The 25579-nt window shown below is 42.5% G+C and carries 29 protein-coding genes; 7 read left to right on the plus strand and 22 right to left on the minus strand.

Annotation, left to right across the window (positions count from 1 at the left end; translation table 11 throughout):
• Positions 1–82: 82 nt before the first annotated feature.
• From ACSU6B_RS10515 to ACSU6B_RS10530, 4 genes are all read right to left on the minus strand, one after another.
• Positions 83–856: a methyltransferase domain-containing protein gene (locus ACSU6B_RS10515; RefSeq protein ID WP_410885004.1), complete on the minus strand. Its 774-nt coding sequence runs from the start codon at positions 854–856 to the stop codon at positions 83–85.
• Positions 857–974: 118 nt separating this feature from the next.
• Positions 975–1349: a CBO0543 family protein gene (locus ACSU6B_RS10520; RefSeq protein WP_410885006.1), complete on the minus strand. Its 375-nt coding sequence runs from the start codon at positions 1347–1349 to the stop codon at positions 975–977.
• A 387-nt stretch (positions 1350–1736) separates the two neighbouring features.
• A complete protein-coding gene (locus ACSU6B_RS10525) occupies positions 1737–2567 on the minus strand; it encodes an aldo/keto reductase (protein WP_410885008.1) in 831 nt (276 codons plus the stop codon).
• Between the two features lie 47 nt (positions 2568–2614).
• Positions 2615–3847 (minus strand): MFS transporter, encoded by a 1233-nt coding sequence (locus ACSU6B_RS10530; protein ID WP_410885010.1) that lies wholly within the window; start codon positions 3845–3847, stop codon positions 2615–2617.
• A gap of 180 nt (positions 3848–4027) precedes the next feature.
• Here ACSU6B_RS10530 and ACSU6B_RS10535 point away from each other — a divergent pair, with 180 nt between their 5' ends.
• On the plus strand, positions 4028–4399 hold the full coding sequence (locus tag ACSU6B_RS10535) for a winged helix-turn-helix transcriptional regulator (RefSeq protein ID WP_098932429.1): 372 nt from the start codon (positions 4028–4030) through the stop codon (positions 4397–4399).
• A gap of 114 nt (positions 4400–4513) precedes the next feature.
• Here the strand turns inward: ACSU6B_RS10535 and ACSU6B_RS10540 are convergent, their stop codons facing one another.
• Positions 4514–6199: a hypothetical protein gene (locus tag ACSU6B_RS10540; RefSeq protein WP_410885012.1), complete on the minus strand. Its 1686-nt coding sequence runs from the start codon at positions 6197–6199 to the stop codon at positions 4514–4516.
• 191 nt (positions 6200–6390) lie between these two features.
• Positions 6391–7524, minus strand: a complete 1134-nt coding sequence (locus ACSU6B_RS10545) for a 3D domain-containing protein (protein WP_410885014.1) — start codon at positions 7522–7524, stop codon at positions 6391–6393.
• 147 nt (positions 7525–7671) lie between these two features.
• Here ACSU6B_RS10545 and ACSU6B_RS10550 point away from each other — a divergent pair, with 147 nt between their 5' ends.
• Positions 7672–7800 carry a hypothetical protein gene (locus tag ACSU6B_RS10550; protein ID WP_410885016.1) on the plus strand — a complete coding sequence of 43 codons (129 nt, stop codon included), beginning with the start codon at positions 7672–7674 and terminating at the stop codon, positions 7798–7800.
• A gap of 83 nt (positions 7801–7883) precedes the next feature.
• Here the strand turns inward: ACSU6B_RS10550 and ACSU6B_RS10555 are convergent, their stop codons facing one another.
• The gene (locus ACSU6B_RS10555; RefSeq protein WP_410885018.1) at positions 7884–8300 is read right to left on the minus strand and encodes a hypothetical protein; all 417 of its coding nucleotides are present in this window, start codon (positions 8298–8300) and stop codon (positions 7884–7886) included.
• 220 nt (positions 8301–8520) lie between these two features.
• Between ACSU6B_RS10555 and ACSU6B_RS10560 the strand changes: the two genes are divergently transcribed.
• Complete coding sequence (locus ACSU6B_RS10560) at positions 8521–8934, plus strand: helix-turn-helix domain-containing protein (RefSeq protein WP_410885020.1); 414 nt, start codon at positions 8521–8523, stop codon at positions 8932–8934.
• Between the two features lie 303 nt (positions 8935–9237).
• Here the strand turns inward: ACSU6B_RS10560 and ACSU6B_RS10565 are convergent, their stop codons facing one another.
• The gene (locus ACSU6B_RS10565; protein ID WP_215004854.1) at positions 9238–9465 is read right to left on the minus strand and encodes a hypothetical protein; all 228 of its coding nucleotides are present in this window, start codon (positions 9463–9465) and stop codon (positions 9238–9240) included.
• The gene (ssb, locus tag ACSU6B_RS10570) at positions 9455–9826 is read right to left on the minus strand and encodes a single-stranded DNA-binding protein (protein ID WP_410885023.1); all 372 of its coding nucleotides are present in this window, start codon (positions 9824–9826) and stop codon (positions 9455–9457) included. The genes ACSU6B_RS10565 and ssb overlap by 11 nt, the downstream gene beginning before the upstream one ends.
• A gap of 246 nt (positions 9827–10072) precedes the next feature.
• Between ssb and ACSU6B_RS10575 the strand changes: the two genes are divergently transcribed.
• The gene (locus ACSU6B_RS10575; RefSeq protein ID WP_168241238.1) at positions 10073–10510 is read left to right on the plus strand and encodes a YwpF family protein; all 438 of its coding nucleotides are present in this window, start codon (positions 10073–10075) and stop codon (positions 10508–10510) included.
• Between the two features lie 39 nt (positions 10511–10549).
• Here the strand turns inward: ACSU6B_RS10575 and ACSU6B_RS10580 are convergent, their stop codons facing one another.
• The 5 genes from ACSU6B_RS10580 to spoIIID form a co-directional block, all read right to left on the minus strand.
• Positions 10550–10906, minus strand: coding sequence for a hypothetical protein (locus ACSU6B_RS10580; protein WP_410885026.1), 357 nt, complete (start codon positions 10904–10906; stop codon positions 10550–10552).
• Positions 10907–11101: 195 nt separating this feature from the next.
• The gene (fabZ, locus tag ACSU6B_RS10585; protein WP_168241240.1) at positions 11102–11536 is read right to left on the minus strand and encodes a 3-hydroxyacyl-ACP dehydratase FabZ; all 435 of its coding nucleotides are present in this window, start codon (positions 11534–11536) and stop codon (positions 11102–11104) included.
• A gap of 92 nt (positions 11537–11628) precedes the next feature.
• Positions 11629–12300 (minus strand): DNA-directed RNA polymerase subunit beta, encoded by a 672-nt coding sequence (locus tag ACSU6B_RS10590; protein ID WP_410885028.1) that lies wholly within the window; start codon positions 12298–12300, stop codon positions 11629–11631.
• Between the two features lie 457 nt (positions 12301–12757).
• Complete coding sequence (locus ACSU6B_RS10595) at positions 12758–13759, minus strand: rod shape-determining protein (RefSeq protein WP_088090147.1); 1002 nt, start codon at positions 13757–13759, stop codon at positions 12758–12760.
• Positions 13760–13954: 195 nt separating this feature from the next.
• Complete coding sequence (spoIIID, locus tag ACSU6B_RS10600; RefSeq protein ID WP_026568271.1) at positions 13955–14227, minus strand: sporulation transcriptional regulator SpoIIID; 273 nt, start codon at positions 14225–14227, stop codon at positions 13955–13957.
• A 93-nt stretch (positions 14228–14320) separates the two neighbouring features.
• On the opposite strand from spoIIID, the gene ACSU6B_RS10605 reads away from it, so the two are divergent.
• Both ACSU6B_RS10605 and ACSU6B_RS10610 read left to right on the plus strand, forming a co-directional pair.
• Entirely contained in the window at positions 14321–14494 is a 174-nt protein-coding gene (locus tag ACSU6B_RS10605) for a hypothetical protein (protein WP_410885031.1), read from the plus strand.
• 464 nt (positions 14495–14958) lie between these two features.
• Entirely contained in the window at positions 14959–15267 is a 309-nt protein-coding gene (locus tag ACSU6B_RS10610; protein ID WP_410885033.1) for an MGMT family protein, read from the plus strand.
• A gap of 432 nt (positions 15268–15699) precedes the next feature.
• Here ACSU6B_RS10610 and ACSU6B_RS10615 read toward each other — a convergent pair whose 3' ends face one another.
• From ACSU6B_RS10615 to ACSU6B_RS10625, 3 genes are all read right to left on the minus strand, one after another.
• Positions 15700–17682, minus strand: coding sequence for a penicillin-binding transpeptidase domain-containing protein (locus ACSU6B_RS10615; protein WP_410885035.1), 1983 nt, complete (start codon positions 17680–17682; stop codon positions 15700–15702).
• A gap of 84 nt (positions 17683–17766) precedes the next feature.
• A complete protein-coding gene (locus ACSU6B_RS10620) occupies positions 17767–18240 on the minus strand; it encodes a hypothetical protein (RefSeq protein ID WP_410885037.1) in 474 nt (157 codons plus the stop codon).
• Positions 18241–18367: 127 nt separating this feature from the next.
• Positions 18368–19207 carry a peptidoglycan DD-metalloendopeptidase family protein gene (locus ACSU6B_RS10625; protein WP_410885039.1) on the minus strand — a complete coding sequence of 280 codons (840 nt, stop codon included), beginning with the start codon at positions 19205–19207 and terminating at the stop codon, positions 18368–18370.
• 158 nt (positions 19208–19365) lie between these two features.
• Here ACSU6B_RS10625 and ACSU6B_RS10630 point away from each other — a divergent pair, with 158 nt between their 5' ends.
• Entirely contained in the window at positions 19366–19782 is a 417-nt protein-coding gene (locus ACSU6B_RS10630; RefSeq protein ID WP_410885041.1) for a VanZ family protein, read from the plus strand.
• 21 nt (positions 19783–19803) lie between these two features.
• Here the strand turns inward: ACSU6B_RS10630 and ACSU6B_RS10635 are convergent, their stop codons facing one another.
• From ACSU6B_RS10635 to ACSU6B_RS10655, 5 genes are all read right to left on the minus strand, one after another.
• On the minus strand, positions 19804–20763 hold the full coding sequence (locus ACSU6B_RS10635) for a nuclease-related domain-containing protein (protein WP_410885043.1): 960 nt from the start codon (positions 20761–20763) through the stop codon (positions 19804–19806).
• Between the two features lie 316 nt (positions 20764–21079).
• A complete protein-coding gene (gene spoIID / locus ACSU6B_RS10640) occupies positions 21080–22117 on the minus strand; it encodes a stage II sporulation protein D (RefSeq protein ID WP_410885045.1) in 1038 nt (345 codons plus the stop codon).
• A 417-nt stretch (positions 22118–22534) separates the two neighbouring features.
• A complete protein-coding gene (gene murA / locus ACSU6B_RS10645; protein WP_410885047.1) occupies positions 22535–23845 on the minus strand; it encodes a UDP-N-acetylglucosamine 1-carboxyvinyltransferase in 1311 nt (436 codons plus the stop codon).
• A 32-nt stretch (positions 23846–23877) separates the two neighbouring features.
• The gene (locus ACSU6B_RS10650; RefSeq protein ID WP_410885049.1) at positions 23878–24654 is read right to left on the minus strand and encodes a YwmB family TATA-box binding protein; all 777 of its coding nucleotides are present in this window, start codon (positions 24652–24654) and stop codon (positions 23878–23880) included.
• A 168-nt stretch (positions 24655–24822) separates the two neighbouring features.
• Positions 24823–25080 carry a DUF1146 family protein gene (locus tag ACSU6B_RS10655; RefSeq protein WP_088090158.1) on the minus strand — a complete coding sequence of 86 codons (258 nt, stop codon included), beginning with the start codon at positions 25078–25080 and terminating at the stop codon, positions 24823–24825.
• Positions 25081–25579: the final 499 nt, after the last annotated feature.

Consider the following 25579-nt stretch of genomic DNA (forward strand, 5'->3'; position numbering starts at 1 on the left):
TTACTATTAGCTCTTTGTTCACAGAGGTACAGAACCATTACCAGGCTTAACCAAAAAGAAGGACCCAATATGGTCCCCGTGATCACTCTTTTATCCCCAGTACACGAATCCGCTTATAATCCGCGATCCACTCACCGTTGCGGAATAAAACTTCTCTTAGGTTCTCTTCCACTCTTGTGATGATTAACTCTTTAGTTTCGCTTGTCACGCCTTCGAACATGCTTGTTGCGAACATCTCGATCCAGTTTCTTAAGCCTTGCTCTTCAGATAAAGGGGTCGGCCGATCAAAATGTTGGGCGTGGGTGACCCGAAATCCTACTTGTTCCATTATGGATGTGTATTCGGCAATGCTTGGGTAGTACCAAGGGAACTGCTCTGATTTATACGCGGTACCGTGTTCGCCTAATTGGTTAATGATTGCATCGGTAATTTTCTGGACGTTGCCTTTCCCGCCGAATTCAGCGACAAATCTGCCCCCAGGTTTTAAGGCATTATAGATGGACCGTAGAGCCTGTTTCGGAGTTTTAATCCAATGAAGTGTAGCATTAGAGAAAACTGCATCAAACTCGTTGGTGTACCCCATGTTCACAGCGTCCTGTACCTTGAAGGTGAGACCCGGGTACTTTTTTTGTGCCTGTTGGATCATGTTTTCGGATTTATCAATCCCAATAATATCGACGCCTAGTTGATTCAGTTGGTTGGCTAGATCCCCTGTTCCGCAGCCAAGATCCAGAATCTTTCCACCTGACTCCGGTGCTAGCCATTGGACCAAATCCCCTCCAAATAGAGAAACAAAAGAATGCTTCGTATCATATAAACTAGCATTCCAACTATCTTCCTTCACCCTATAAGCCATTTTCTCACAACCCCTTTTAGATACTCCATTTAATAATTATGGCAAAGGAATGTGAAAAATACCTGTTAAGCTTCTCCCAAGGGGGACAGATGTCCACGGGCGGTACCTGACACCATTATTATTTCTCGGCGGTTTTTCTAATGAGTGACATGAGGATGCGCACGATTAAAAAGGTGGCTGCGATGGATGCAAAGCTATGTAGTGAGGTCCAGGATTTTTTATATTTGATTAATTTTGTGTTTTTTTCGAGCCAAGATTCAACTAGTGTCGATGGTAATGTAAATAATAGGCACTTGGCTAGAATTCCTATAACACCTGAATTTCTGGTTATTTGATTGAAATAAATACAGCTGATTGGGAAAATGAGATAGCTAAATAATACACTTATGTCAAAGCTTTTAGATAAGTTAACAGGGTATTTTAAGTATCCTCTTTTTACTAATAAATTATCTATAATGGTGGCTATATAGCTTTTCAATAAGAAAATAATCAACCAGTCCTTTAAAGGCGGCTTTCGAATTAAGTTAAAGAACGTACCAATCCCAAAAACAAATAAAAACCTTAAGATGTTTTTTCAAGCTGATTTCGCATTTTCTTCACCCCTCAAGCATGTCGCCTTAGTTTATCCAATAAAGCTGAAAAAAAAGTACTGCATTCATTATTGTGCTTTAAGCTCTCTCCATTTACCACAAGTGCAGCTTTCGCTTTGACACGGTAAATGCAAGCATAGAAATAAGGCCAATCTCAGTAGCGAGATTGACCTGTCCACACCTGGCGGACCAATAGGTGCATTTGTCCACGAACGGTGCCTGACACCAATGATGGATGACATAAAAGATCTAACACCAATGATGGCACTAAAGATGGAACCAAAGGTAATTTAAAAGTCAAAGTTGTCGGGGTCTGGGCCGACGCGGTGGTTTTGGTTTAGATTGTTGATTTGGTGCATGTCTTCTTGTGTTAGCTCAAAGTCGAATACTTGTGAGTTTTCGATGATTCGGTGTTCTTTTGTTGATTTTGGGATGGTGACGACGCCGTTTTGCAGATCCCAGCGCAGGATGATTTGGGCGACTGATTTCTTGTATTTTGCAGCGATTGCTGCTAATCCTTCATTGTCTAACAATTGGCCTTGCATTAATGGCGACCAGGCTTCCATCTGAATTCCCTGTTCGCGGCAGAATGCTTGAACTTCCTTTTGGGTTAAGCGCGGATGGTATTCGACTTGGTTTACCATCGGCTTAATTTCTGCATCTTTCATCAAGTCTACAAGCTGGTGTACTTGGAAATTGCTTACCCCAATTGCACGTACACGCCCTTCTTTATAAAGCGTTTCTAATGCTCTCCACGCCTCCTTGTATTTCCCAGCCACAGGCCAATGAATCAGATAGAGGTCCAGGTACTCTAAACCTAGTTTATCTAGGCTTGTTTGATACGCTGCTAATGTAGATTCATAACCGAGGTCAGCATTCCAAACCTTGGATGTGACAAATAAATCTTCTCTAGCGATGCCTGATTCCTTAATCCCTTGTCCGACACCCTCTTCGTTTTCATAGATGGCCGCTGTATCAATGCTGCGGTAGCCATGTTGGATCGCCGTTTTCACCGCGTTCACGAGCTCCGGTCCTTCCTCTACTTTAAAGACGCCAAGGCCGAACCAAGGCATTTTTACCCCGTTATTTAATGTAGTTGTACTTTGTAAGTTGTTATTCATTAATATAACCTCCATTTTTTTTAAATTGAATTACGCTGTTGCCCTCCTCAGGAGGACAGTTGTGTTTTAGTGGTGCCTGACACCACTGCTGTTGCAGTTGTTTGATCTCTCCGTTCCAATGCTCGGCTCCATCCTGTTAGGATGGCAGCTGCTAGGACCATTAAGGCTCCGATCCATGTGGTGTGGATGAGGCCAAGTGTGTCGGTGATGGTGCCGCCTAGGTAGGAACCGATGGCGATTCCGGCGTTGAAGGCGGCGATGTTGAGGGCGGATGCGACATCGACGGTACTCGGGACGTAGCGCTCCGCAAGGATGACGACGTATACTTGCAGTCCTGGTACGTTCATAAAGGCGAGTAAGCCCATAAAGATAATCGTGATGAGGCCCGCGATTTTGAATTGTGCGGTGAACATCAAGACGAACAGGACCACAGCCTGGACGATAAACATATAAAATAGGGCTCCAATCGGATTGCGGTTTGAGAGCTTTCCGCCCACCATGTTGCCAATGGCGATCGCCAATCCGTAGGCTAATAAAATAATTGCAATCGAGCCTTCATTAAAGCCGGTTATTTCCTGTAGTAATGGTGACAAATAAGTAAAGACAACAAATGTACCGCCATACCCCAGTGCCGTGATTGTGAATAGAAGTAAGAGCCGGCCATTGGTCAGGAGCTTGAACTGGTCTCGAACGCTCGTCTGGGTTCCTTTTTTCAAAAAAGAAGGAATGAGAATCCAGTTGGCGATGAAGCCGATGATGCCCACGGCGATAATGATGACGAAGGCGAGTCTCCAGCCATATTGTTGGCCAATGAATGTTCCGAATGGCACGCCCGTGACGGTGGCGACGGTGAGGCCGGAGAACATGATGGATATGGCGCTGGCGCGGCGGTTGGCCGGGACGAGGTCGGCGGCGATGGTGGAGCCGATCGACATGAAGACGCCGTGCGAAAGCGCAGAAATCACGCGGGCGACGAGTAAGACGCTGATGGTTGTTGCGCTTGCGGCGATGCTGTTACCGATGATGAAGACGATCATGATCCATAATAAAAGCGTTTTTCGTGACATTCTTGATGTCAGTGATGTTAGGACGGGTGCTCCGAATGTGACCCCGAGGGCGTATAGTGAGACGGTTAGTCCGGCCGTTGTGACGGGAATGTCTAAATCGGTGGCGATGAGCGGCAGCAGGCCGACGCTGATAAATTCGGTTGTTCCGATCGCGAAGGCGCTGACGGCTAGGGCCAGTAGTGCGAATGTGCTTTGTTGTTTATTTAAAGGCATGAATTTTCCTCCTCATTTGTGTAGGTTTATTTAAAAAAGTGTATGATTGTTTTCATCCGGCAAATGTTATTATGGGATATATGAGGAATATTAGGAAGTACGCACTTTTAAGTGATATAGATACCTTTTGGTGCGGTAGGTACTTTTCGGTGCCTGTCTGAATGAGGAGGAAGATGTGTAATGGAGAAGAAGAAATACAATATATCGGTGGAAGCGACGCTTGAGGTGATTGGGGGGAAATGGAAGTGTGTAATTCTCTGCCATTTGACGCATGGGAAAAAGCGGACGAGTGAATTGAAGCGGTTGATGCCGAATATTACGCAGAAAATGCTGACGCAGCAGCTGCGGGAGTTGGAGGAGGATGGCGTGATTAATCGGATTATTTATAATCAGATTCCGCCGAAGGTTGAGTATGAGCTGAGTGAGTATGGCCGGAGCTTGGAGGGGATTCTGAATTCGCTTTGTACATGGGGCGAGAATCATATTACGAGGGTCTACGGGGATAAGTTTTCTGTCCTGGAGGAAAATGTATTGAATGATCATCTTAAATAGATGGTGTTCCGGTGTCAGGCACCATGAAAAGGCACGATAAAAAAATGGTTCCGGCGATTGTTGCCCGGAACCATTTTGCTTTTCTTATGCTTATAGCGTCTTGTGGGACGCCTTTTATGATTGTATAAATGGCCTGTCTTTTAGATGGTCGGTATGCTCCATCATGTGAACGTAAAACAGGTCGTATCGGACCCAGCGGAGCGGGAATTTAAACGCAAGTTCATTTTTCTTGTCGTAGACGAGAACGTGCTTTTTGTTGTATTCTACCTTTTTGATTTCGTGCATTCCGATCGCATGCTGTTTAGAACCGTCCTTCATCACCAGCTGCTGGCCGACGACCTGGATGGCTCTTTTCTTATTTTTTGTCAGTTCATATAGACAGAGCACGCCGCCGATCACGGTTAGTGCAATTAAGAAAGGAATCGAGTCTTCTGAAAATCCTCCGACCGCCTCTCTAATCCAGTTAACCACCGCGAGGCTGAGGAAGAACCAGGCACCTTTGCTGAGCCGTGGCGAACTTTCAAAATAGACACTGATTTCATGTTCTTGCTTTTCCTCTTCTCTTTTTTTGAAAAAAGCGGCTTTGTGTTCTTCGATGCTGGCTGAATCCCATTCGACAAAATCAGTGTAGCTGCCATCCCATATTTCGGCCGTATCGTCGCCATCCTCGAGCGCATAGCCGCCTGCCCAGCCCGCATATCGGGTCCCGATATGCATGAAACTCAGTAAGTAATAGCGGATCGGCTGTCCATAGGTGTTTTCCGTATCGACTTTATCGATGATCTGAATGTCTTCAGGAAAGCGGATGACTCCTTCTTCTTCCTCTGGCAGATTGATAATTGTCGAAAAAAGCCTAGATTTCGCCAAATGGGGCTGCTTTCCTTCAGCGATCGGATACAGATGCTCGAGATTTCTTTCCTTCAACTCCCAATAAACGATTTCTGCACTTTCGATCTGATTTGCAGCCTCTACTAATGTTTTCTGATCATATGGAAGGTTTTTGGCGATAGATATGATCAGCGCTTCTGTTTTAATAGACGGATCACGGAAAGCCATTGCCTGCTCCAGCTCGGCGCCTATGTCAGATGAATAATAATATTCCATTAAGTTAATTAATAATCGCATTCTCGAACGAAGAGCAAAATAGCTAACCTTCCATGCAGAATACACATATTTGAGTGTAAAATCGGTATCATATTTCAAGTAAGCTTGTTTCTCTGCCTGATAATCTTCAAGCAGGATCGGGAGGATTACCTCTTTTTTATAGCCTTGCTCGAACCCGGATGAGTTTAGCGATAATAACAAATCATAGAGCATGAATTTATAGTGTTTGGTATTTAGATGCTCGAGTGTTTTATCAAGGATTCCCTTGATCAGCATCGGATAATTTTCAAGTTCTTTAACGGGAATAAAGAAATCCTCTGTCTGGATTAACCCGATTATTTTTTCCTCGAGGACGTAGAAAACCTCTTCGTCTTCTGTTGCTAGCAACATTACAATTGCCAGCTCTTTTGCCAGTAAATCGAAACCGTCGAAATGCTTTATGAGTCCCTCCACCACTTCAGGCATGGGAAAATCACAGACAAAGTCAATGAGATAAAAGGATGGGTTGTCCCAATTTTCCACACGCTCTGGAAAGTTGGATGCAGCCGTCTTGATCATATCCTTTAATACATCGATTTGAACCTCGAGTCCTTCTTGAAATTTATATTGAGCAAGCTGTTGTAGTGCCTCAAGTCTTTTTTGCGGACTTTGGCTTTTTACCTGTTTTAAAATCGAACGCAGCTTTAATTCAATCATCGATCCCATCCCTTATCTCATTCTTCTGATTTATGACATTATGAATTTATTTTATTTCATAACCAGCAAATCAGCAATGAGTTCATGGGTCATGGGGTGCTCAAAAAAGGAAAATGAATCAAAATTGTGTCAAAAAAAGACCTAACAGTGGATTGTCAGGTCTTCTTGGGTAGCTGAAGTGATTGCCGGGATTAGTTTAGGACGACAACTTTCACGGTCCTTCTGCCCCATTGTAATGCTTTTGCTCTATTTGGCACTAATACGTCGATTTTATGGCCCTTAATCGCGCCGCCTGTGTCACCTGCGATGGCAACGCCATAACCTTCTACCCAGACTTTTTTACCAAGTGGAATGACTCTAGGGTCGACGGCAATCAATTTCATATTCGGATTATTACGAATGTTGTAGCCGAGTGCGGTAATGGAACCGGACTCTTCTGAGCTGTATGCTGTTGCAGTGACATACATCTCCTTGCCACTTATTGTTGCTGCTGCTGTTGTGATGTTTTCTGATGATGATGGCGCTGCTTTTGTTGTTTTTGCAGTTGTACGTGCTTTGGCCTCATCTTGTTCTTTTTTGATTTTAGCTTGAATATCCTTCATTTGTGACTCAACGCCGGCTTTTTCCTGTTCAGCAAGCGCCATTTGTTTAACGATTTGACTCAATTTTTGTTGCATAACGGTTAAGGTTTGTTGTCGTTTTTGCATATTTTGATCTAGGAGAGCTTGTTGATTCGCAAGTTCCTCTTGGTCTTTTAATAAAATTTGTTCTTGTCTATCAATCTCTTTTTTATCATTTTCAATCTCTTGAAGGTCTTCCTTCTGGGCTCCTAAGATATCTTTATCCGCATCCATCAGGGCCGAAACGGCGCTCGCACGTTGGATAAATTCTGAGATACTATCAGACTCGAAGAATAGGTTGATCATTACATTGACGTTATCATTTTGTTGAAGTGCGACGGCCCGCTGCTTCATAATCCCTTTACGTGCAAGGATTTTATCTTCAAGGACGACTATTTCTTGTTTCTTTTGTTCAATGAGTTGATTTGTTGCGTCTATTTTTTGCTGCGTTTTTGCCATTGTTTCTTTGTTCTTTGTAATATCGCTGTAAAGAGAGTTCAATTCTTGTTGAATTTTTTCTATCTCTTGATTAACAGTCTGCTTTTCTTGGGCCTTTTGCTCTACTATTCTTTGTTTCTGCTCCAGCTGTTGCTGGGCATTATGTAGGTCTTCACTGCTTGTTTGTGCATATGTAACCATAGACCCCGTTACTGATAGGATGATTGTAAGTAACACGAGAATGATACGCTTTTTTGTCGTTTGCATACGCTTTCTCCTTTCCTTAGTACTCTATTTATACCAGATGAATGTACCAGTAATGTTACAGAAATATTAAAAGTACATCACTTTTTGTCATATTACACGTAAAAGTGTCAATTCTGTGTCATAACAGTGTCCTCTTTTTTCGGTGGAATGTCAGTTGTGGGTGGGGGTTCTTGGCGGTGGAAAATTATTGGTGTCAGGCACCAGGGTAGTCATTTACCTGAGCCAGGCTGGACGACTGGCTTTTTAGTGGTCAAACGTAAAAAAGGTCCCGAATAAATCTTCGGAACCTTTTCTATGCTGCCAGTGCATTTTCCACTCTTCTCCGTTCGTTTTCGCGCACCTCATATTAAAAACCTTATCTATCGCTCTTCCCCCTTTAAGTCCCTGCTCTCCGCGCGAATGAATGCTTTTCTCGCTCCTTTAAGTCTTCTTTTACTATTCGGGAATACCGCTAAAAAGGAAACTTTGTTATCTTCTTTTATAGCAAAATGATTGAGGAGCTCGAACACTTCTTTTTCTGTTAGATCAATATCTTCTTTAACAATTTGCAGCGAATGACGGTGACGGTGGTAGCTGATTTGAATATTGCAATTATTGATTTGAATGGGAATGATTGCTTTTTTATAAAACGGGATGGATTGGTATGGAATATCTCCTGTTGTTTGGGGCGACTGGGTAGAAAGTTGTAATGCATCGAAAAAACTGGGTTTACCTTTGATTTCAACTTTTTGGTTGTTGTTATGCTCACCAATAAATATGATTAAGTTTTTTTCCACAAATATAAATACCTCCCAATATTACAATTATTTACACCAACTATCATTATTCGACGATAATTTCCAATTTCCTTTATTGCGATTTTCCGCCAGCCCATATTTTGTCGACATCGTGCATTTTTTTCACAAAAATAATTGTGCATAATTCACATATTCAAACTTAATGTTCTGTTTTCCCGTTAAGTTAAAACCATGAATTGTTTTAATGGCGGTGAATTAAATGTCTTTATCGGAAAAATTAAGGAAATTGCGCGACAACCGAAACTGGTCCCAGCAAACGCTTGCCGACATGATGAGGTTGGATCGGCCCACAGTAAGTCGCTACGAAACGGGTAGAAGTATTCCCAACTATCAGACGGTGGTTCGATTTGCGGAAATTTATCAGGTCGATAAGGAATATTTGGTGGAGGAGCTCGATCAGCTGCTGCCTAAAACGGAGGGGTCTGGATTCATCGCGAAGGAAACCAGCGACGATCACGATCTGCTCATTATTAACCAGTTTCTTCAGAAAGAACCCGATTTTAAAATGGCCTTATTAGAGCTTTATCTCATGCCGCCCAAACGGAAAGCTTTTTATATTGATTCATTTATCAGCCAGATTAAGGTGAGTAGGCATCATAAGGATAAGTTTTAAGAAGAAGGTTTTCCTGTTTAAGCAGTTTACAATCGTATAAACATCAAAGAAGCCGCTGACGAGTTCAGCGGCTTCTTTTTAAAAAAAACAGGGGGGTTTTTTACATAGTTTATCCTGATTAATTATTTTTATACCTGTAGACAACAAAAAAATTCCGGCAATTACCTGCCGGAAAAATGGAGATGAAACACGGAGCTGTTTTTGATTTTCTATATAGATAGTCGTTGCGGGGATATTTTTTTAAAAATATTCGCCTGGCAGCTTGAACATAATGCAACCAAGGCGTATTTTTTTGAATATCACTTAAGAACGAAAAGGAATGTTTTGTGAAGAATCGTGTGGATGTGAGGAGTAAATTCTGATGAGGTTGTCTCTTTCCTTGATTTCATGTTGTTGTTCCTTAATGGCCCATTCTAATTGGCAGACGCGCCTTTGGAGGCTGTCGACGTTTTTGTTGGCATTTCCCACCATCTTAATTAAGCTTTCCAGTAATTGCTCGAGGTTGCTGGCCATTTCATTGTTAGACCCCAATCGTCATTTCCTCCTTTTTTGGCTCAGGCGCTGCTTCATGCGGCTTCGAGCTTAGGAAGCGGACTGTTTCGGAGATCACCTCGGTCACATACACCCTTTTCCCCTCTTTGTTATCGTAGTTCCGGGTTTGCAACCTCCCGGTGATCCCAACAACTGAACCTTTACGGCAATACTTGCATGTATTTTCTGCCGCTTTCCGCCAAAGTGTGCATTGAACGAAATCTGCTTCAATTTCGCCGTTTTGATTGCGATAGTGACGAGTCACTGCTAAAGTGATATGAGACACTTGTGTCCCTTCTGTTGTCTCTTTTAATTCCGGGTCCCGCGTCAACCTGCCAACCAATGTGACTTGATTGATCATTTTTTCATCTCCTTTTTGTTTGATGGTCCTAGCATAGCCCGTTGGACTGATGGTTGTAAAACAAGGAAAAGGAAGTTATCGAGACTGATTCTTGCAGGATAATCGGTTTTTCTCGGGTCTTTTTGTCAAAAAGGAAGGGCCTTTTTTGCAGGAAAACTAATCTTTGAAATTTCGACAAATATTATTCGACATTTTCTTTAAGCAAACCTATGTTATAATTTAGGAAAAAGAAATCAGGAGGTTGTGATGAAATCTTTTAAATTGTACTCATTAGATGTGGTCGAAAATGATGCTTCAGTTGAAGTTCCGTTGGTGGATGGCTTGATTCTTAATAAGGAAGACGAGCGCTCGACATGGCTGCTTGAGGCGTATACAGATTTGTCCCTCTATGATTATTTCAAAAAAATTTCCGAGCAAGACCGCGACCTTATTGTCGAAGCTGTCATCACGAAGAAGGATAATGCGCCTGCTTATTTTCAAACAAAAATTTGTTCATTGACTAAATTCGAAAAGCATATCAGCGTTTTGTTCGAAGGCAGCATTCGCCGCAACAAAAGTGATTACTCCGAACTACTGCTCGAAAGTCTCCTCCAAAAAGGGCTTGAGGGTCCCGCGCTGCTTACTGAATTTAGGGATAAAATAAAAAGCAAACCGAAACTAAAGGTAAAAAACGAAATAAAATAGAAACAAAGGGACAGGCAGATGCCAGTCCCTTTTTGTTACTTATTCATCTTTATTGTCTCTGTCATTTCTGTCAATATCATCTTCGATTATTTCTTCCTTTTTGGTGTTGCTATCCTTAATTGGATCTTTGTCGGTATCGGTATTTTTGTCTTCTGTGTTTGGATAATGGTTGTTCTTGTTGTCTAAATCGATATTGTCATCATCATATCTAACACCATTTGGATTATTCAGATCTGTTCGGTTGTTCAAATCTGTTCGATTATTATTATCTGCTGGATTATTTACAGCCGGTGGTGGTGGATTTTGGTCATCATTATCATTATCGTTATTACAGCCTGTTAATACGCCAGCAGATAAAACCGAACCTGCGAGCAAAAGAAATAACTTTTTCTTCAAAATCATGTACCCCTTCCAAACATAATTTGACCTATCTTTTATTGGTCTGTTTTTAGGGTTCCCGACATCTTTCAATTGATAGCAAGCATTTTTTTACAAAAATGTTTTCAAGGTAATTGCTGCTTCTATGTTTTTGCGCGCCTACATAATAGCATATGAAAAAGCGACCAGAATCCTCCGGCCGCTTTCATTTGGTTATTCCTTTTTCTCGCCTAAAGCAAATGTGATTTCCGCTTCGCAGGCAATTTCACCGTCAACAGTCGCAACAGCTTTCCCTTTGCCGATTGGTCCGCGCAAGCGTACGATTTCCACTTCTAGTCGAAGCTGGTCGCCTGGCTTGACTTGCTTTTTAAAACGACAGCCATCAATTCCCGCAAAGAAGGCTAAGCGGCCGCGGTTTTCTTCTTTTTTCAACATAGCGACAGCGCCAACCTGTGCCAGTGCTTCCACGATTAACACACCAGGCATCACTGGATAATCTGGGAAATGACCGTTGAAAAATTCTTCATTGGCGCTGACGTTTTTAATCCCAACAGCGCTTTTTCCTTCTTCCACTTCTAAAATTCGATCGACCAACAAAAATGGGTAGCGATGTGGGATGATTTCTTTGATTTGTTCGATATCGAGCATTATTTAGTACCTCCTACTAGTAACAAGTGTCTATTTTCTATTCTACTACTTAAGGGATACAAAAAGGAAGGGATTTACGTCCCTTCCTCCATTTATTTTCCTTTTTGAACTAAATCAATAATATGTGTCCATGTGGATTCTTGGAAAACTTCTGCTACTTTTCCGCCGCCAAGCATGCCGTAACCAACAACAGCACCTGCCGTCACACAGAAAATGGCCATTACTAGTAATAGAACGAGCCGCAGCCAAATCGGAATGAGCCGTATTCTGATCCGTTGGTACGAAACAGGTGCTGTCTCCGCATTCTTACCCGCGCTGTTCGTGTTGTTTGAATCCTTTGACCTTGGGGCCTCATAAGTTGAGCTGATTTTCGTTTCTTTGACCCTTGGCGTCTCGCTTTTCTGACGCGGCTGTTTGGTTTTTGTCTGTTGACCCGCATCCTGAGTTTTTCTTGCGACATTCAGGGCTGGTTTTTTTAAACCCTTTAGTCTACCTGCTACATTCTTGGCTAGTATCTCTATAATCTTTGTTGGCGCTTGTTTCTCTACGACCTTCGTTTGTTGTGCTTCGTCCCTAGCCAGTTTCTCTGCGTCCTTTATTTGCCGTGCTTCGTCCTTGGCCGTTTTCTCTGCGTCCTTTATTTTCCGAGGTTCGTCCTTGGCCTGCTTCTCTGCGTCCTGTTTCCGTTGCAGCTCTTCGGCTTTAGCGCGTTTGTAATCTTCTCTCGTGCTATATTGTTCATGGTTTGAATTATTTACTGACATTCCTTAATTCCCCTTTAACTGAAGCCGTCCATTTATTTTTATCTGGCATGGTTGACCCCGGATTCAGTGAGTTAGTACATATTATAACCATTAATTGTGTTCAACTCATGTTGCTGAGTAATTCAATTTATAATTTTAAAAAAATAATTTTTCCAATTCATTACCTCTATTATAAAAAATAAATTGAAAATACTCATCAACTTTTTACAGGAAATAGTCAATAAACGTAGAAATAGCTCAATTTTTGTCGCTTTCTTTGGTTTTTAAGGTGTATTATTTCAAAATTATTCCTCTGAACCCAAATAAAAAAGCCCAATGATCGAGGCTTGTCCTGCCTGCTTCATTAGACTTTTTGTATCCAAGGTATGATGTCATACAACAGTAAACCTGAAAGGGTCATAGTGATTAATTGTTTATCCAATTTCTACTCGCAGGCAAAGGACAATTTTTCAAAAAATCATCCAAACTTCCGATTTGGAATCTTGTCGATGTTATCTAGCATAATTCCTGTTCCAATTGCCACACAATCCATTGGATTTTCTGCGACAAGGACTGGAACCTTTAATTCGTCCGCTAGCAGCATGTCAATGCCGTGCAGCAATGCTCCGCCACCCGTTAAAATCACACCGCGGTCAATGATGTCAGCCGATAGTTCCGGCGGTGTCCGCTCAAGAACGCTTTTTGCAGCCTGAACGATCACGGCCACTGATTCACGCAAGGAGCCTTCGATTTCTTCCGAACGAACAGAGATGGTACGCGGCAGTCCGCTAACCATATCACGGCCGCGGATTTCCATTTCTTCCGAGCGTGATCCTGGGAAAACTGTCCCGATGTTGATTTTAATATTTTCAGCTGTGCGCTCACCGATTAACAGTTTGTACTCGCGCTTGATGTAGTTGAGGATTTCCATGTCGAACTTGTCGCCGGCCATTTTGATGGAGGAGGAAGTCACGATATCGCCCATTGAAAGAACAGCCACATCCGTCGTTCCTCCACCGATGTCCACTACCATGTTTCCGCTCGGTTGGAAAATGTCCATTCCCGCACCAATTGCAGCTACCTTTGGTTCTTCTTCTAAGTAAATCTTTTTCCCGCCGCTTTTTTCAGCAGCTTCTTTGATTGCCTTTTGCTCAACGCTTGTAATATTCGTTGGGCAGCAAATCAGAATGCGCGGCTTCGATAGAAAGCCTTTTACGTTCAACTTATTAATAAAATGCTTTAACATTGCTTCTGTCACATCAAAGTCAGCGATCACGCCATCTTTTAATGGGCGGATCGCTACAATGTTCCCAGGTGTCCGACCAACCATGCGGCGGGCTTCTTCACCAACAGCAAGTACGCGATTTGTATTTTTGTCAATTGCCACTACGGACGGCTCATTTAATACGATTCCACGGCCCTTGACGTGAATTAACACGTTAGCCGTTCCTAGATCAATCCCAATATCTCTTGCAAACATTCTCTTTTCTTTCCTCCTTAAAACGGTATCCACATACTTTTCCTAATTGTATATTGTACCATACTCATTAAAATTTCCATACTTTTAGAAAAGAAAAGATGGTATATTTTGCTGAAGGATGTCGAGTTAAGGAATTCTAGAGAATGCCCTTGAAATATTTTGTTTTCTCAGCTTGAATGATTCGGAAATTGAGGTCTATTTTACAGCTTCGCCTTCCTTTTCTTCTTTTTGATATTTCATTTTCGTTGCCTCTCCCCCCCGGAGATGACGGATCGATTTATGATAATCTAGAATACCTTTAACCTCATTTGCCAGCTCTGGATTAATCTCAGGAAGCCTCTCAGTTAGATCCTTATGGACTGTACTTTTGGATACGCCAAACTCCTTCGCAATCACGCGAACCGTTTTCCTCGTCTCCACGATATACTTTCCAATCTTGATAGTTCTCTCTTTGATGTAATCGTGCACACTCTCGCCCTCCCTAAATTGGATGTGAGAAGTGTGAAATGAGACCCGCTTATCACTTCGACGAATTCTGCTTCCGTTTTGGTGTCTGTTTTGGTGTCATCAATTTTAGTGTCATGGTGGTGTCATTTTTGGTGCCATTTTGGTGTCACCATTTGGTGCTATTATTTGGTGTTACCATTTTGGTGTCAGGCACCATTAAAAGACATTTGTCCACCAGTGGAGGACACTTCTGTTGATGAGTGTCAGGCACCAGACGGCAGAAAGTAATTTTACCTTCTGACTATACGATGAATAATCATGTCCCCGACTGAATATCCGCTAATTTCAAACGACTCTTCACCTCAAACACTCTCTTTGTAAAGGTTTGTAATCATTTTATTAGCTTGGATAGGGGATTATGCTATAAATACTCAATCTGGACAAGATGATATTCCAAAGTTTTTTGAAAATTGGACTTCTTACTTATTTTCGACAATCGTGGAGAATCGTCCAGAATCGCATGATATAAGGGTTTTGGGCTGGAAATATCACGCTCTCAGCATTTATTTCCCGAGAAATTTGTCGAGAGAAAATTATTCAAATATGGCGATAATTATTGGAATGAGGAGAGAATTTAGGTTTCGAAAGCCCGTACTTGATATAATTTGGGGCAATTTTTTACAAAAAGGATTGTTCAATTTATTATATTTTTGATACCTTTTTGATATGTACTTTTCGAAAGGATGATCACGATGACACCTTTTACGGAAAATGTAGTAGAAATTATTCGCAGTATCCCTGAAGGCAAGGTCGCGACTTATGGTCAGATCGCTGGGCTCGCTGGAAGCCCCCGTGCTGCCCGCCAAGTTGTCCGCGCCCTCCATTCCATGAGCAAGAGGCACCGCCTCCCCTGGCACCGCGTCATCAACGCTAAGGGGCAAATCGCCCTCCTAGATGACGAGTCCTACAATGAGCAAAGGCTGTCGTTAGAGGCAGAAGGCGTGGAGATCGGTCTAAACGGGGTCATTGATCTGGAGCGGTATCAGTGGAAGCCACAATAATACTCGTCAGGGAGGGAAATTGCCTCCCTGGCATCATCCGCTGAAAAATGGATATTGAGTTGGACAGTAAAGTCGAGAAAGTCGACAGTAAATGTTTGAAACTCGACAGTAAAACTTGAAAAGTCTACAGTAAATCTCTAAACCTTGACAGTAAATGGCTCAAAGTGGACAGTAAAACCCTAACCGGACAATATATGGCACCAAGTGAACAGTAAATCCCCCGAGCCCGACAGTAAATCCTCAAACCCCGACAGTAAATGGCCAAAACTGGACAGTAAAACCCTAACCCAACAGTAAATAGGACTCCCCGCAATCAGCCCCACATAAAAATGACCTCAAAACAAAGAAAAACACCTAGCCCCCTAGGTGTTATCCCAAATCCATTTAAAAGTCAACATGGTGGTGCCTGACACCAACCGATCCATCGTCCATTTACCGCACCAACTCAAATACCTTCTTCACTTTCTTCACGGGCACCAGCGAACCGCCCCGGCCCTGGACGTTCTCGACCATCATTGCCACCATCAAACTCGGCGACTCTGTGTTGTAACCAATAAACCAGCCATTTTCCGTGCCTGTTTCGCCCTGTTTCTGTTTTATCTCCGCCGTCCCCGTTTTACCAGCCAACGGATACCCCAATATTTCGGCAGCATGGGCCGTTCCGCCAGTGTCACCAACGACCTTCCGTAAATCTGACGCAATGACGCCGGCGTGCTTAGGCGAAACTACCGCCTCTTTCAGCACCTGCCCCTGCTGCTCATCCGCCAAAAGAATCGGCCTAATCATATTGCCATTATTCACAAACGGCGTATACGTCGAAAGCAAATGAACGATACTCATCTGAATCTGCCCTTGGCCATAACCAGAATCGGCCAGTGCAATATCCCGATCCAACGCACCAATCGTTGATGTTTCAAGCGGGAATGGGAACGCCAAATCTTCCTCAAAGCCAAATTTCTTCAGCCCATCCGCAAACACATCTTTCCCCGTTTTCAACGCCGCCTGAGCAAAATAAATATTATCGGAGAACACCAATGCTTTTTCAAGATTAATCGGGCTGCCTCCATGGACCCGCGTCACAAAATAGCCGCCCCACGATTTATCCTTTTGCCACTTCGACCCTAGAATCGGCACCGCCAGCTCCGGCGTAATCGCCCCGCTCGACAACGCCACCCCCGCCGTAATCGGCTTCATGACCGAACCCGGCGCATAGGCCTGTTTAAACCGCGTGGAGAGCGGATTTTGCTTATTATCCTGCAGCGCCTTCCATTCAGCCGCCGAGAAGCCAAGCATCGCTTGATTCGGGTCAAACGAAGGCGTGCTTACAAGCGCCAGCGTTTCCCCCGTCACAGGGTTTATAGCCGCACCCGTGCCGGCTTCCTTGCCAAGTTCATTATAAATAGCCGCCTGAACATCCGCATCGATCGTCAACTTGACATTCTTTCCATCTTCGACCGGTTTTTCAGCAAGCACCTCGGCGTCACCATTCTTCTTATTAATCGTAATCTTCACACCGGGCTTCCCTTTTAACTGCTCGTCATACACTTGCTCGAGCCCTCTTTTTCCAATCATACCACTACTCGTGTACCCTTTATCCTTCAACTTTTCCAACTCATCCGCTGTAATCGCACCCACATAACCAATCAGCTGCGCCGCAGCCTGATCATACGGATAAATCCGTGCCTCCACCTTCCTCGTCTGCACCGGCTCGAGCGCAATCAACTGCGCAATCCGCTCCTCATCCTGCATCGACACCCGCTTCAACGGCACAAACAGCTCCGGCTTTACCCAACTCGCCGTAATCGCCTTCTTGATTTGATCCGGGCTCATTTTTAACAGCGAGGCTAACGGTTCCAACACTTGGTCCGTCACCTTCCCAGCAACCACGCCAACCTCATACACCTGGCCATTCACCGCCAGCCCGATGTCATTGCGATCAAGAATCTCCCCTCTTTGCGGCGCTTCCGTACTAATCCCGATCTTATCGCCTTCCTGCAATTTTGGAAAAATGAACTCAGTATTCCAGTCTACATACCAATTCTTCTTGTCGTCTCTTTCTTCTTTTTGCAACTGAGCTTCCTGGGTGAATTGAATAGATCCAGCAATGCTATTCATTTTCGCGTTAAAAGAATATTGGGCTTGCTCTTTGTCTGCCTGCTTATCCTCTTTCGGTTCTTTGAAGTCAATCTTGAGGTCAGTAATCTGAAGGTCTTTGTAGATTTTATGATAGCGGTTCGTAAATTCCTCTTTAGTGATTTTTTTCTGGGCATCCGTTGAAAGATAATCATACATCTGATCAAACTTTTGCTCATTCCACAAAGCTATGTACTTAGAAAATCGATCCTGTGGCGTCGGTTCTTTGCTACAGCCAGCGACTAGTAGAATCAGAAGCATGGCTGCTATTATTTTTCTCAATGTAATCCCTCCTTTTATTACCATTTTAACACACATGCTAGAAACACCTTTTAAATTTTCCTCAACAAAAAATCCAGTCTTGTCTTACTCACTGGATTTCGGTCTCGTTATATATAATTGGTATCCATATAGAGCTAGAGCAAAACTAAGCGTAGTATATAAAAGCTGTTTAGGTGTAATGTTGACCAATTTATAAACGTTCAACTTTTGAAAAAGCCAATTGAAAGGGTATAAAAGGATCGTATCCATAAAAATGTTGATCAAACTATATAGCCAAAATTTCCCGAAGCTAAGGTGAAAAATCCACATCGTCCCCACAAAGTAGGGCCCAAAAATAAAGCTGAAATCATTAAAAATTTTATCTAGTATTCCACCTTTTACTCTCCACCATTTAAAATGAAACGATAACATACTTAGTATAACGACCAATAAAGATGAAAAAGTGGCAACCGGCAAATACTTTTTTCTTGCTTCTTTTGGGAGAAAGAAAATCGAGGACCAGGATAACATGATTAATCCTATCCTAATGACTGTTGGCAATTGATCTTTCTTTTTCATAATATTAGACCTCCAGTGAGGAATTTTTTATCCAAGTTAGTATTTCTGCCTTTATGCCATTTAATTCCTCAAAAGCCATCTAAACGAAAAAAAGAGGAAAGAATTCCCCTTCCCCTTTGTAACGATATTATGAATTTGTATTTTTTGTAGAAGTAGATGATTCTTCGTCCACATTTGTTTCTTGGTCGGAAGAGTTTGCTGGGTCTTCAATCTTTTGTTGTTCTTCCTTCATTTGTGGAGTCTCTACTGATTCGCTTGCCTTTTCATTCGAAAGTTCGGCTTCCTGTAACGTGCTTAACGATTTGTTAAAATAGTTAGTCGGATTTACAGCAATTCCATCTTTACGAATTTCAAAATGTACATGTGTTCCAGCTTTTTCATTGAACAAGCTTTGTCCAGCCGTGGCAAGAACTTGTCCCTGTTTTACTTCGTCGCCAACCTTGATCTTTATGTCTTTTACGGATTGATATTGTGTTACAATACCTTTGTCGTGTTCCACTTCAATGACATTCCCAAGGACTGCATCTTCATCAACTCGTGTGACCGTACCGCTTAATGCTGCAACGACATTAAAGGACTCATCGTCTTTCATGGTAACATCGATTCCAGTGTTTGGCTGGTAGGTATTATTATAAAATACCAAAGCCGCTTCCTGGTCTTCTGTTTTTCCATTGAAATCATAGAATTTCGTTTTAACGACTGCTGCGTCTGCATTTTCCACTGGCATTTTGAAGTTTTCAAGTGTTTTGCTAACTTCAATCGCTGGTTCTTGGTTCTTTTTACCGGCAATATCAGTGGATTTGTAATCGTATTTGTCTGTCGCACTGTTGCTCGATTGATACCATAGTACTGCGGTCAGAATGAGTGCTGCACTTGCAATATAGATGGCTGGAAATACCCAACGCTTTTTGAAAAAGCGTTTTACGCTGGAACTTTGAGAAGATCGTTTGTTTTCTTCCTCTCTCATTTTCATCACCTCAGCAATCATTCTGAACAGATAAGTAGAATTATATACACGAGCGAAAAAAATTTTTTGAACTTATTTTTTAACAGTGTTTATGTTTTTATGCATGAAGGGTGAAAAATTATTTTAAAAATGTTTTTACTATATAGGAGGAAATTTTCATGAAAATCATAAAATGGGTGTTGCGGGTGCTCCCGTTTGCCTATATGGCAGCCATTTGGATTATGTCTAGTCTGCCAGCGGACCATTTTGTAAAGCTGCCCGATTCCCAAATCGACCACTTTATAAAGGAATCGTTGCATTTAATAGAGTTCGCGATTTTGTATGTTTTGCTCGTGCTAGCGATGTTAACTCGCCGCGCTGCCTTCACACCGGCGTTGAATATAGCCTGTGCAGTCTTCGCAGCCCTCTACGGCATCAGCGACGAAATCCACCAATCATTCTATTCCTATCGCTCTTCCTCGCTCTTTGACCTTGTAAAAGACTTCACAGGGATCTTGGTTAGTTTTTATTTTATCAGAGGGGCATTGTTTAAAGGGAGGTTTGCGCGGCTTAGGAAGGTGCTGGGGCGTGTGTAGCCACTGCAACTTTTGCGGTGGTTATTTTAGATTGTTAGGTGGGTGATGATAGACCCGGTTTCTATATGTTCCTGTAAAAAGTAAGTTCATGGAAGTTAAGAATTTACTTGCGATACTAGTCGAACCAATTTGAAGGAGCTCCCGCAGCTCCGCATTCGTGATTGAAGGCTTTACCAGCAGAAAATAATCGTTGATTGTTGGTATATGGGCGGTTTTGGATTTCAGTTTACATTTTGGACAGCACCATGTTCCATAGTGTAAGTTCATAGGTACATAGCTACATATGGGACATTTTACGCCCGGGAGGAGTTCTGATGGAGATAGGTTGAATTGTTTAAGAATATCTGGATTTTCGGGAGTGTGTTTTGGGAGGAGAAGCCGTTTTATTCTTTTCATCTCTTTACTATCTAATTTCTCCTCCTTATTAAAATTTGCTATTTGATCTATTTTGTCTATTAAATCCTCACTATTGCAAATATGCCGAGTGATCTGTTCGTTTCCCGAGGATGACGTGATCGTGGTTTTTTCATTACTGTTTACAACAAGATAATGGATTGGTATTGCTGTACAATTATGCTCTTTTAGCCATCCTTTCAGTTTCTTCGCCTGGAGCTTTGCTTGTAATACAGGGTTTTTGATTCTTTCCTCATTCCCGTTCTTTTTACAAGTAGTCTGGTTAAAGTCTTTTTCAAATTTCAACTCCCCGCTAATATTTTTCACTTCAAGAACTAAGGCAAATGCTGAACAAAGGATTAGGTAATCAATTTGAAAATAGTAACCTTGATATAATAGTCGTATACCATGGAAAATGTAGTATTTTTCATCGGGAAGCATGCTTAGGTGAAAGACCAGGGACTTTTCCCCCCGATAGCCAGCCATCCTACTTTTATATTCCGCCACTACTTCAGGATAAATCGGATGGTTGTATGGCAGCCTCCCACCTTGAAGGATAATTTCTAGTTTCTGGATTCTTAATGACATCGTGCACTCTTTACAAAACAAATGCATCATTCCTTTCCTTTTTTCTATACTTTTTTCTTCCTCCGCAAATTCCTGCAAAAATGGACACTACTTTGGAAATTATTTCTTCCCGTTTCTATGAAAAGCTGGTTTAATGTCCACTTTGAACAGTGTTCTGTCCGGTTCCAAGGATTTACTGTCGGCTTTCTAACCTTTACTGTCCACCTCCCAAGGTTTACTGTCCACTTTTACTGTCGAACCCACCCAACTTCAAAACCTCACACCTAAAATCCATCAAAAAAAGCCAGGCATCTCTCCCGCCTGGCTCCCCACTTATTCATTTCTTCGCAGTAACCGTATCTAGCATTTGATCCGCCGACGTAATCTCGACTCCTTGATAATAATGCTTCACAATTTCCTTATAATTCTTTCCTTCCATTGCCATTCCGTTAGCCCCGTATTGGCTCATTCCGACGCCATGCCCGAATCCTTTGGTGGAAATTACAATATTATCGCCCTTACGCTTCCAGGCAAAGTCAGATGACCGCAGATTCAGTTTATCGCGGATATCGCGCCCGCTCAAAACCTTTCCATTAAAATCAACCTTGCCGACACGTTTCCCCTCTGTCCGATCGACAATTTTTCCAATCGTCGACCCCGAACCGAGCTTCACTCCAAGCCGTGCCTCAAACTGATGAACCGTCATAACTTTTTGACTGTTAAATTTCGGGGAATTTTTATCCCATGGACTGGATACACTTCTTAAGTATGGGATGTTGCCTGCCCAATAATCTTCCGAGTTTTCCGTATATCCATTACTCGTGGAGAAGAACAATGCATCAATTGGCTCGCCATCATAGGCCAAAATTTGCCCAGCCGTTGCCCGAACAGCGTTTAAAATCTTCTTCCTTTTCGCGTCATACTCCATTCCCCATTCCCTTCTTAGTTCATCATCATTCATGTAAACCTGATGGATTTGGGTGTCCGTTACCTGCGCACCTTTAGGGACGCCGAGCGTATCCTTACTTAGTAACCTTTTCACGATATATGTTCTCGCTGTTAGTGCCTGGGCCTTCAGGGCTTCTTCCTTAAACTCTGTCGGCATCTCAGCTGCTACCACACCAACGAGGTAATCTTCTAATGGTACATTCTCAATTTGGGATTTTGAGGTACGGAACACCGCAACTTCGACGGCCGGATCGGAAGAAGTGGGCACCGCTTTGGTTTCTTTGGCCGGGGTCTTGGTTAAATCCTCCCCTAACTTTCCACTCGCCCGATGCTCATCCGAAAACGGTAACACAAGCACTGCGGGAATAATTAATGTCAAGGCAATGAGGACTGCTGCTAGTACGACGAAAGGTTTGATTTTTATCATGATAGTGCCTCCAGTTTGCAAATTCACAACCCCGCCTACAGCACAGGCGGGTTGCGTCTCAATTAATACATATGGAGGCGGACAAGCATTTATTACGGATTTTTTATATAAATAATGAAACGGGTGCCAGGCACCGCTCGTGGACAAATGTCTTTTATTGGTGTCAGGCACCATTCAAACACAAATGTCCTTCTATGGTGTCAGGCACCAAAGAAACACAAACGTCCACACCACACGCACCACACACTACACACACGCACCACGCCACGATTCCCGGAAAATATAAATAAGGCCCTGATTCTACATCAGGGCCCGTTGTTTTGCGTTTGCTTTTATTGGCTGTAGGAATTTGGTTAAGCATCGCCTAACAATCCGATACAAGTTACACGATCTAAGATCTAAGATCTAAGATCCAAACTAAGCGTTCATATCCGATACGTAGTCTTGGACTTCTGTGAATATTTCGTCTGCTTCTGTAACACGCTCGATGTCGGCTCCTAGGCTTGCTAGCTTGCCGTGGAAATCCACGTAGCCGCGGTCTAAGTGTTTCAACTCGGTCACGCGTGTCATGCCTTCAGAAACTAAACCAGTCAAAATTAATGCGGCAGCGGCACGTAGATCTGTTGCAGATACTTCCGCACCTTGTAAATTGGAAGAACCATTTAAAATAACAGAACGGCCTTCAATTTTGATGTCGGCATTCATGCGGCGGAATTCCTCAACATGCATAAAACGGTTTTCGAACACAGTTTCTGTAATCATCGAGGTGCCGTTTGCGCGAAGCAATAAAGCCATCATTTGTGATTGCATATCGGTTGGGAAACCTGGATGCGGCATCGTTTTGATGTCAACAGCCTTCAAACGATCGGTTCCGATGACACGAACGCCATCTACTTCCTCACGGATTGTGATACCCATTTCAACCATTTTTGCAATCAAAGAAGATAAATGTTCAGGAACTGCGCCTTTTACCAATACATTTCCGCCAGTGATTGCGGCAGCCACCATAAAGGTTCCCGCTTCGATTCGGTCAGGAATAATATGGTGTTCTGCGCCAAATAACACGTCCACACCTTCAATACGAAGGGTCCCAGTGCCAGCGCCGCGAACCTTAGCGCCCATTTTATTCAAGAAGTTTGCAAGGTCAACGATTTCTGGTTCTTTTGCCACGTTCTCAATAATGGTCGTACCAACCGCAAGAGTTGCAGCCATCATAATGTTTTCGGTAGCCCCAACACTTGGGAAATCCAAATAAATCTTTGCACCTTTTAAGCGGCCATTAACTTCCGCTTCAATAAAACCGTTTCCTACCTTCACTGACGCTCCCATGGCTTCAAAGCCTTTGAGATGCTGATCGATAGGACGGGATCCAATAGCACAGCCACCCGGCAGGGCCACACGTGCACGGCCATTTCGAGCGAGTAATGATCCCATGACAAGCACAGACGCGCGCATCTTTCGAACATATTCGAACGGCGCCTCATCCTTTAACACTCTGGATGCATCTACTACGACTGTATTGTTTTCAAACGACACTTCAGCGTTTAAGTTGCGTAAAACTTCATTAATTGTGTATACATCGGAGAGTGTAGGTACATCACGAATTACACTTTTTCCGTCACTTGCTAATAATGTTGCAGCGAGTACAGGCAAGACAGCATTTTTTGCGCCTTCTACTTTAACAGTTCCATCAAGCCTTTTTCCGCCGCGGACGATAATCTTTTCCAAGAGTATTCCCCTCCGCGTCCATTTTCTCTATATTAATATTCAATCGTAATGATTGGTGTGCCAACTACGATGGTAGTCTTACCGCCCAATCCTTCGGAGCGTATACCAATTTGTAAATTCATGTTATCTCTTTGATCATCTATGGAGCCTTTAAACATCGGCGAGTTCGCCGAAACAGACATGAATGTCTCCTCTTTTAACGCTTCGATTTCTTTTGCCTTAAATACGGACAGCAAATGATTCGCTGTCTTGGGTAAAGCCGTATTCATCTTATCACCGACCGTACCTTTCATACAAGAGAAAATTGTTGGTTTCCCTCGAAATATGTCAGACAGCCTAGATTTAAATTGACGGGTCGTGAAATAGGCCTCAGTAGACTTGTTCCACTCTTTACCACTGATACTATATACTATATACGCATTAACCGGTTGTTTTGTGTGGGTTGCCAATATTTGAAGCTTTTCTATGTGGTGTTTAGTCGTTGGAGATACTGCCGTTACTTCCCATTTTTCGCTGGTACTTTTTACAGACCATTCCCAATCAGGAAACTTCTTTTGAAGCTCTTTAGCATATTCCTTAACTTCCTGCTCACTTTTTAGGCTATCCACATGCTCTCTTGCATAAAAAGTCCAATCATCGAGCAAAATATCTTCGGCTTGTAAAATAGAGCCGATTTTCGTTAAGTCCATTTCTTTTTGAAAAATGGAGCCGATTCCGCCACCGTTTGCTTCAGTTTGGTTCCCAATAACAACCAGGATTAAACTGATGATTGTTATCACGCTCAAAAGGATCTTACTATTTCTCTTCATCTCTACTCCCCCTCATTACCATTGTTACCAGGTAGAGGAGTAGCATACTTGGGAAATGTCGTCACTTTTAGACAAGTTCCAAACTCTATGACAGTTCATTTGAAGTTATTTTTCCACATAAAGACGATTGTACTCAATTTATTAACAAATTGGAACATGTACGAAGACCTAAATTTTTACCAATTGAATATTTTGCATGATCAAAGGTAGTTGTCTAGACCATTGGAGATAATCAAGGAAAAAGTTACTAACAGATGATCCGACGAAAATTGCTAATAATATGTAAAGTAAGCGCGCCTGAAATACATGGTTGGGTTTCAGCAATTTTTCTAAACGGATTGCTTGTAGGGCCCACCAGGAAATCGTTATAAAAATTAAATGAGACAGGATACTTAACACGGCAATTTGCCCAAAATCATTTATCACTCGGTAACCTCCTTTTTTCACACAATGATTATTCTATCACAAAGAAGGTCAGAAAAGTTTCCTTTTGTACCCATATTTTAAAAATAAACACATTTTCTATCTTTTAAAAAAAATTCACCTTCCTATGACTCGAATCGAAGGCGAATTTTTATTGCTTTATCTGGTCGGTTGATACAACTTTTCTTCATTATGATGAGGGATAGGAAACAAAAGGAAAGTTCCTTTTTGTTTCCTATCATTATACTAACCTAGTAAAACTGTCATACTTTTATTTTTTTATAAGACATACAAATTTTAAATAAGAGGAGAAAAAAAAACATTGTAGGTTAATCGGTAAAGATCACAATCATGCTGTTTACGTTACTGAAGAAACAGGCACTGCAGCCGAAGATACCGCAAAAACGAATACGTTGTTTGCAGCCATTTTGATATAACATATGGGCTATGTTAACGCGCCAAAAATAAAAAAGAAGAGGTTCCCCAACCTCCTCTTCTTCCT

Source organism: Neobacillus sp. C211 (assembly GCF_051842875.1).
In the GTDB taxonomy this organism is placed as follows: domain Bacteria; phylum Bacillota; class Bacilli; order Bacillales; family Cytobacillaceae; genus Neobacillus.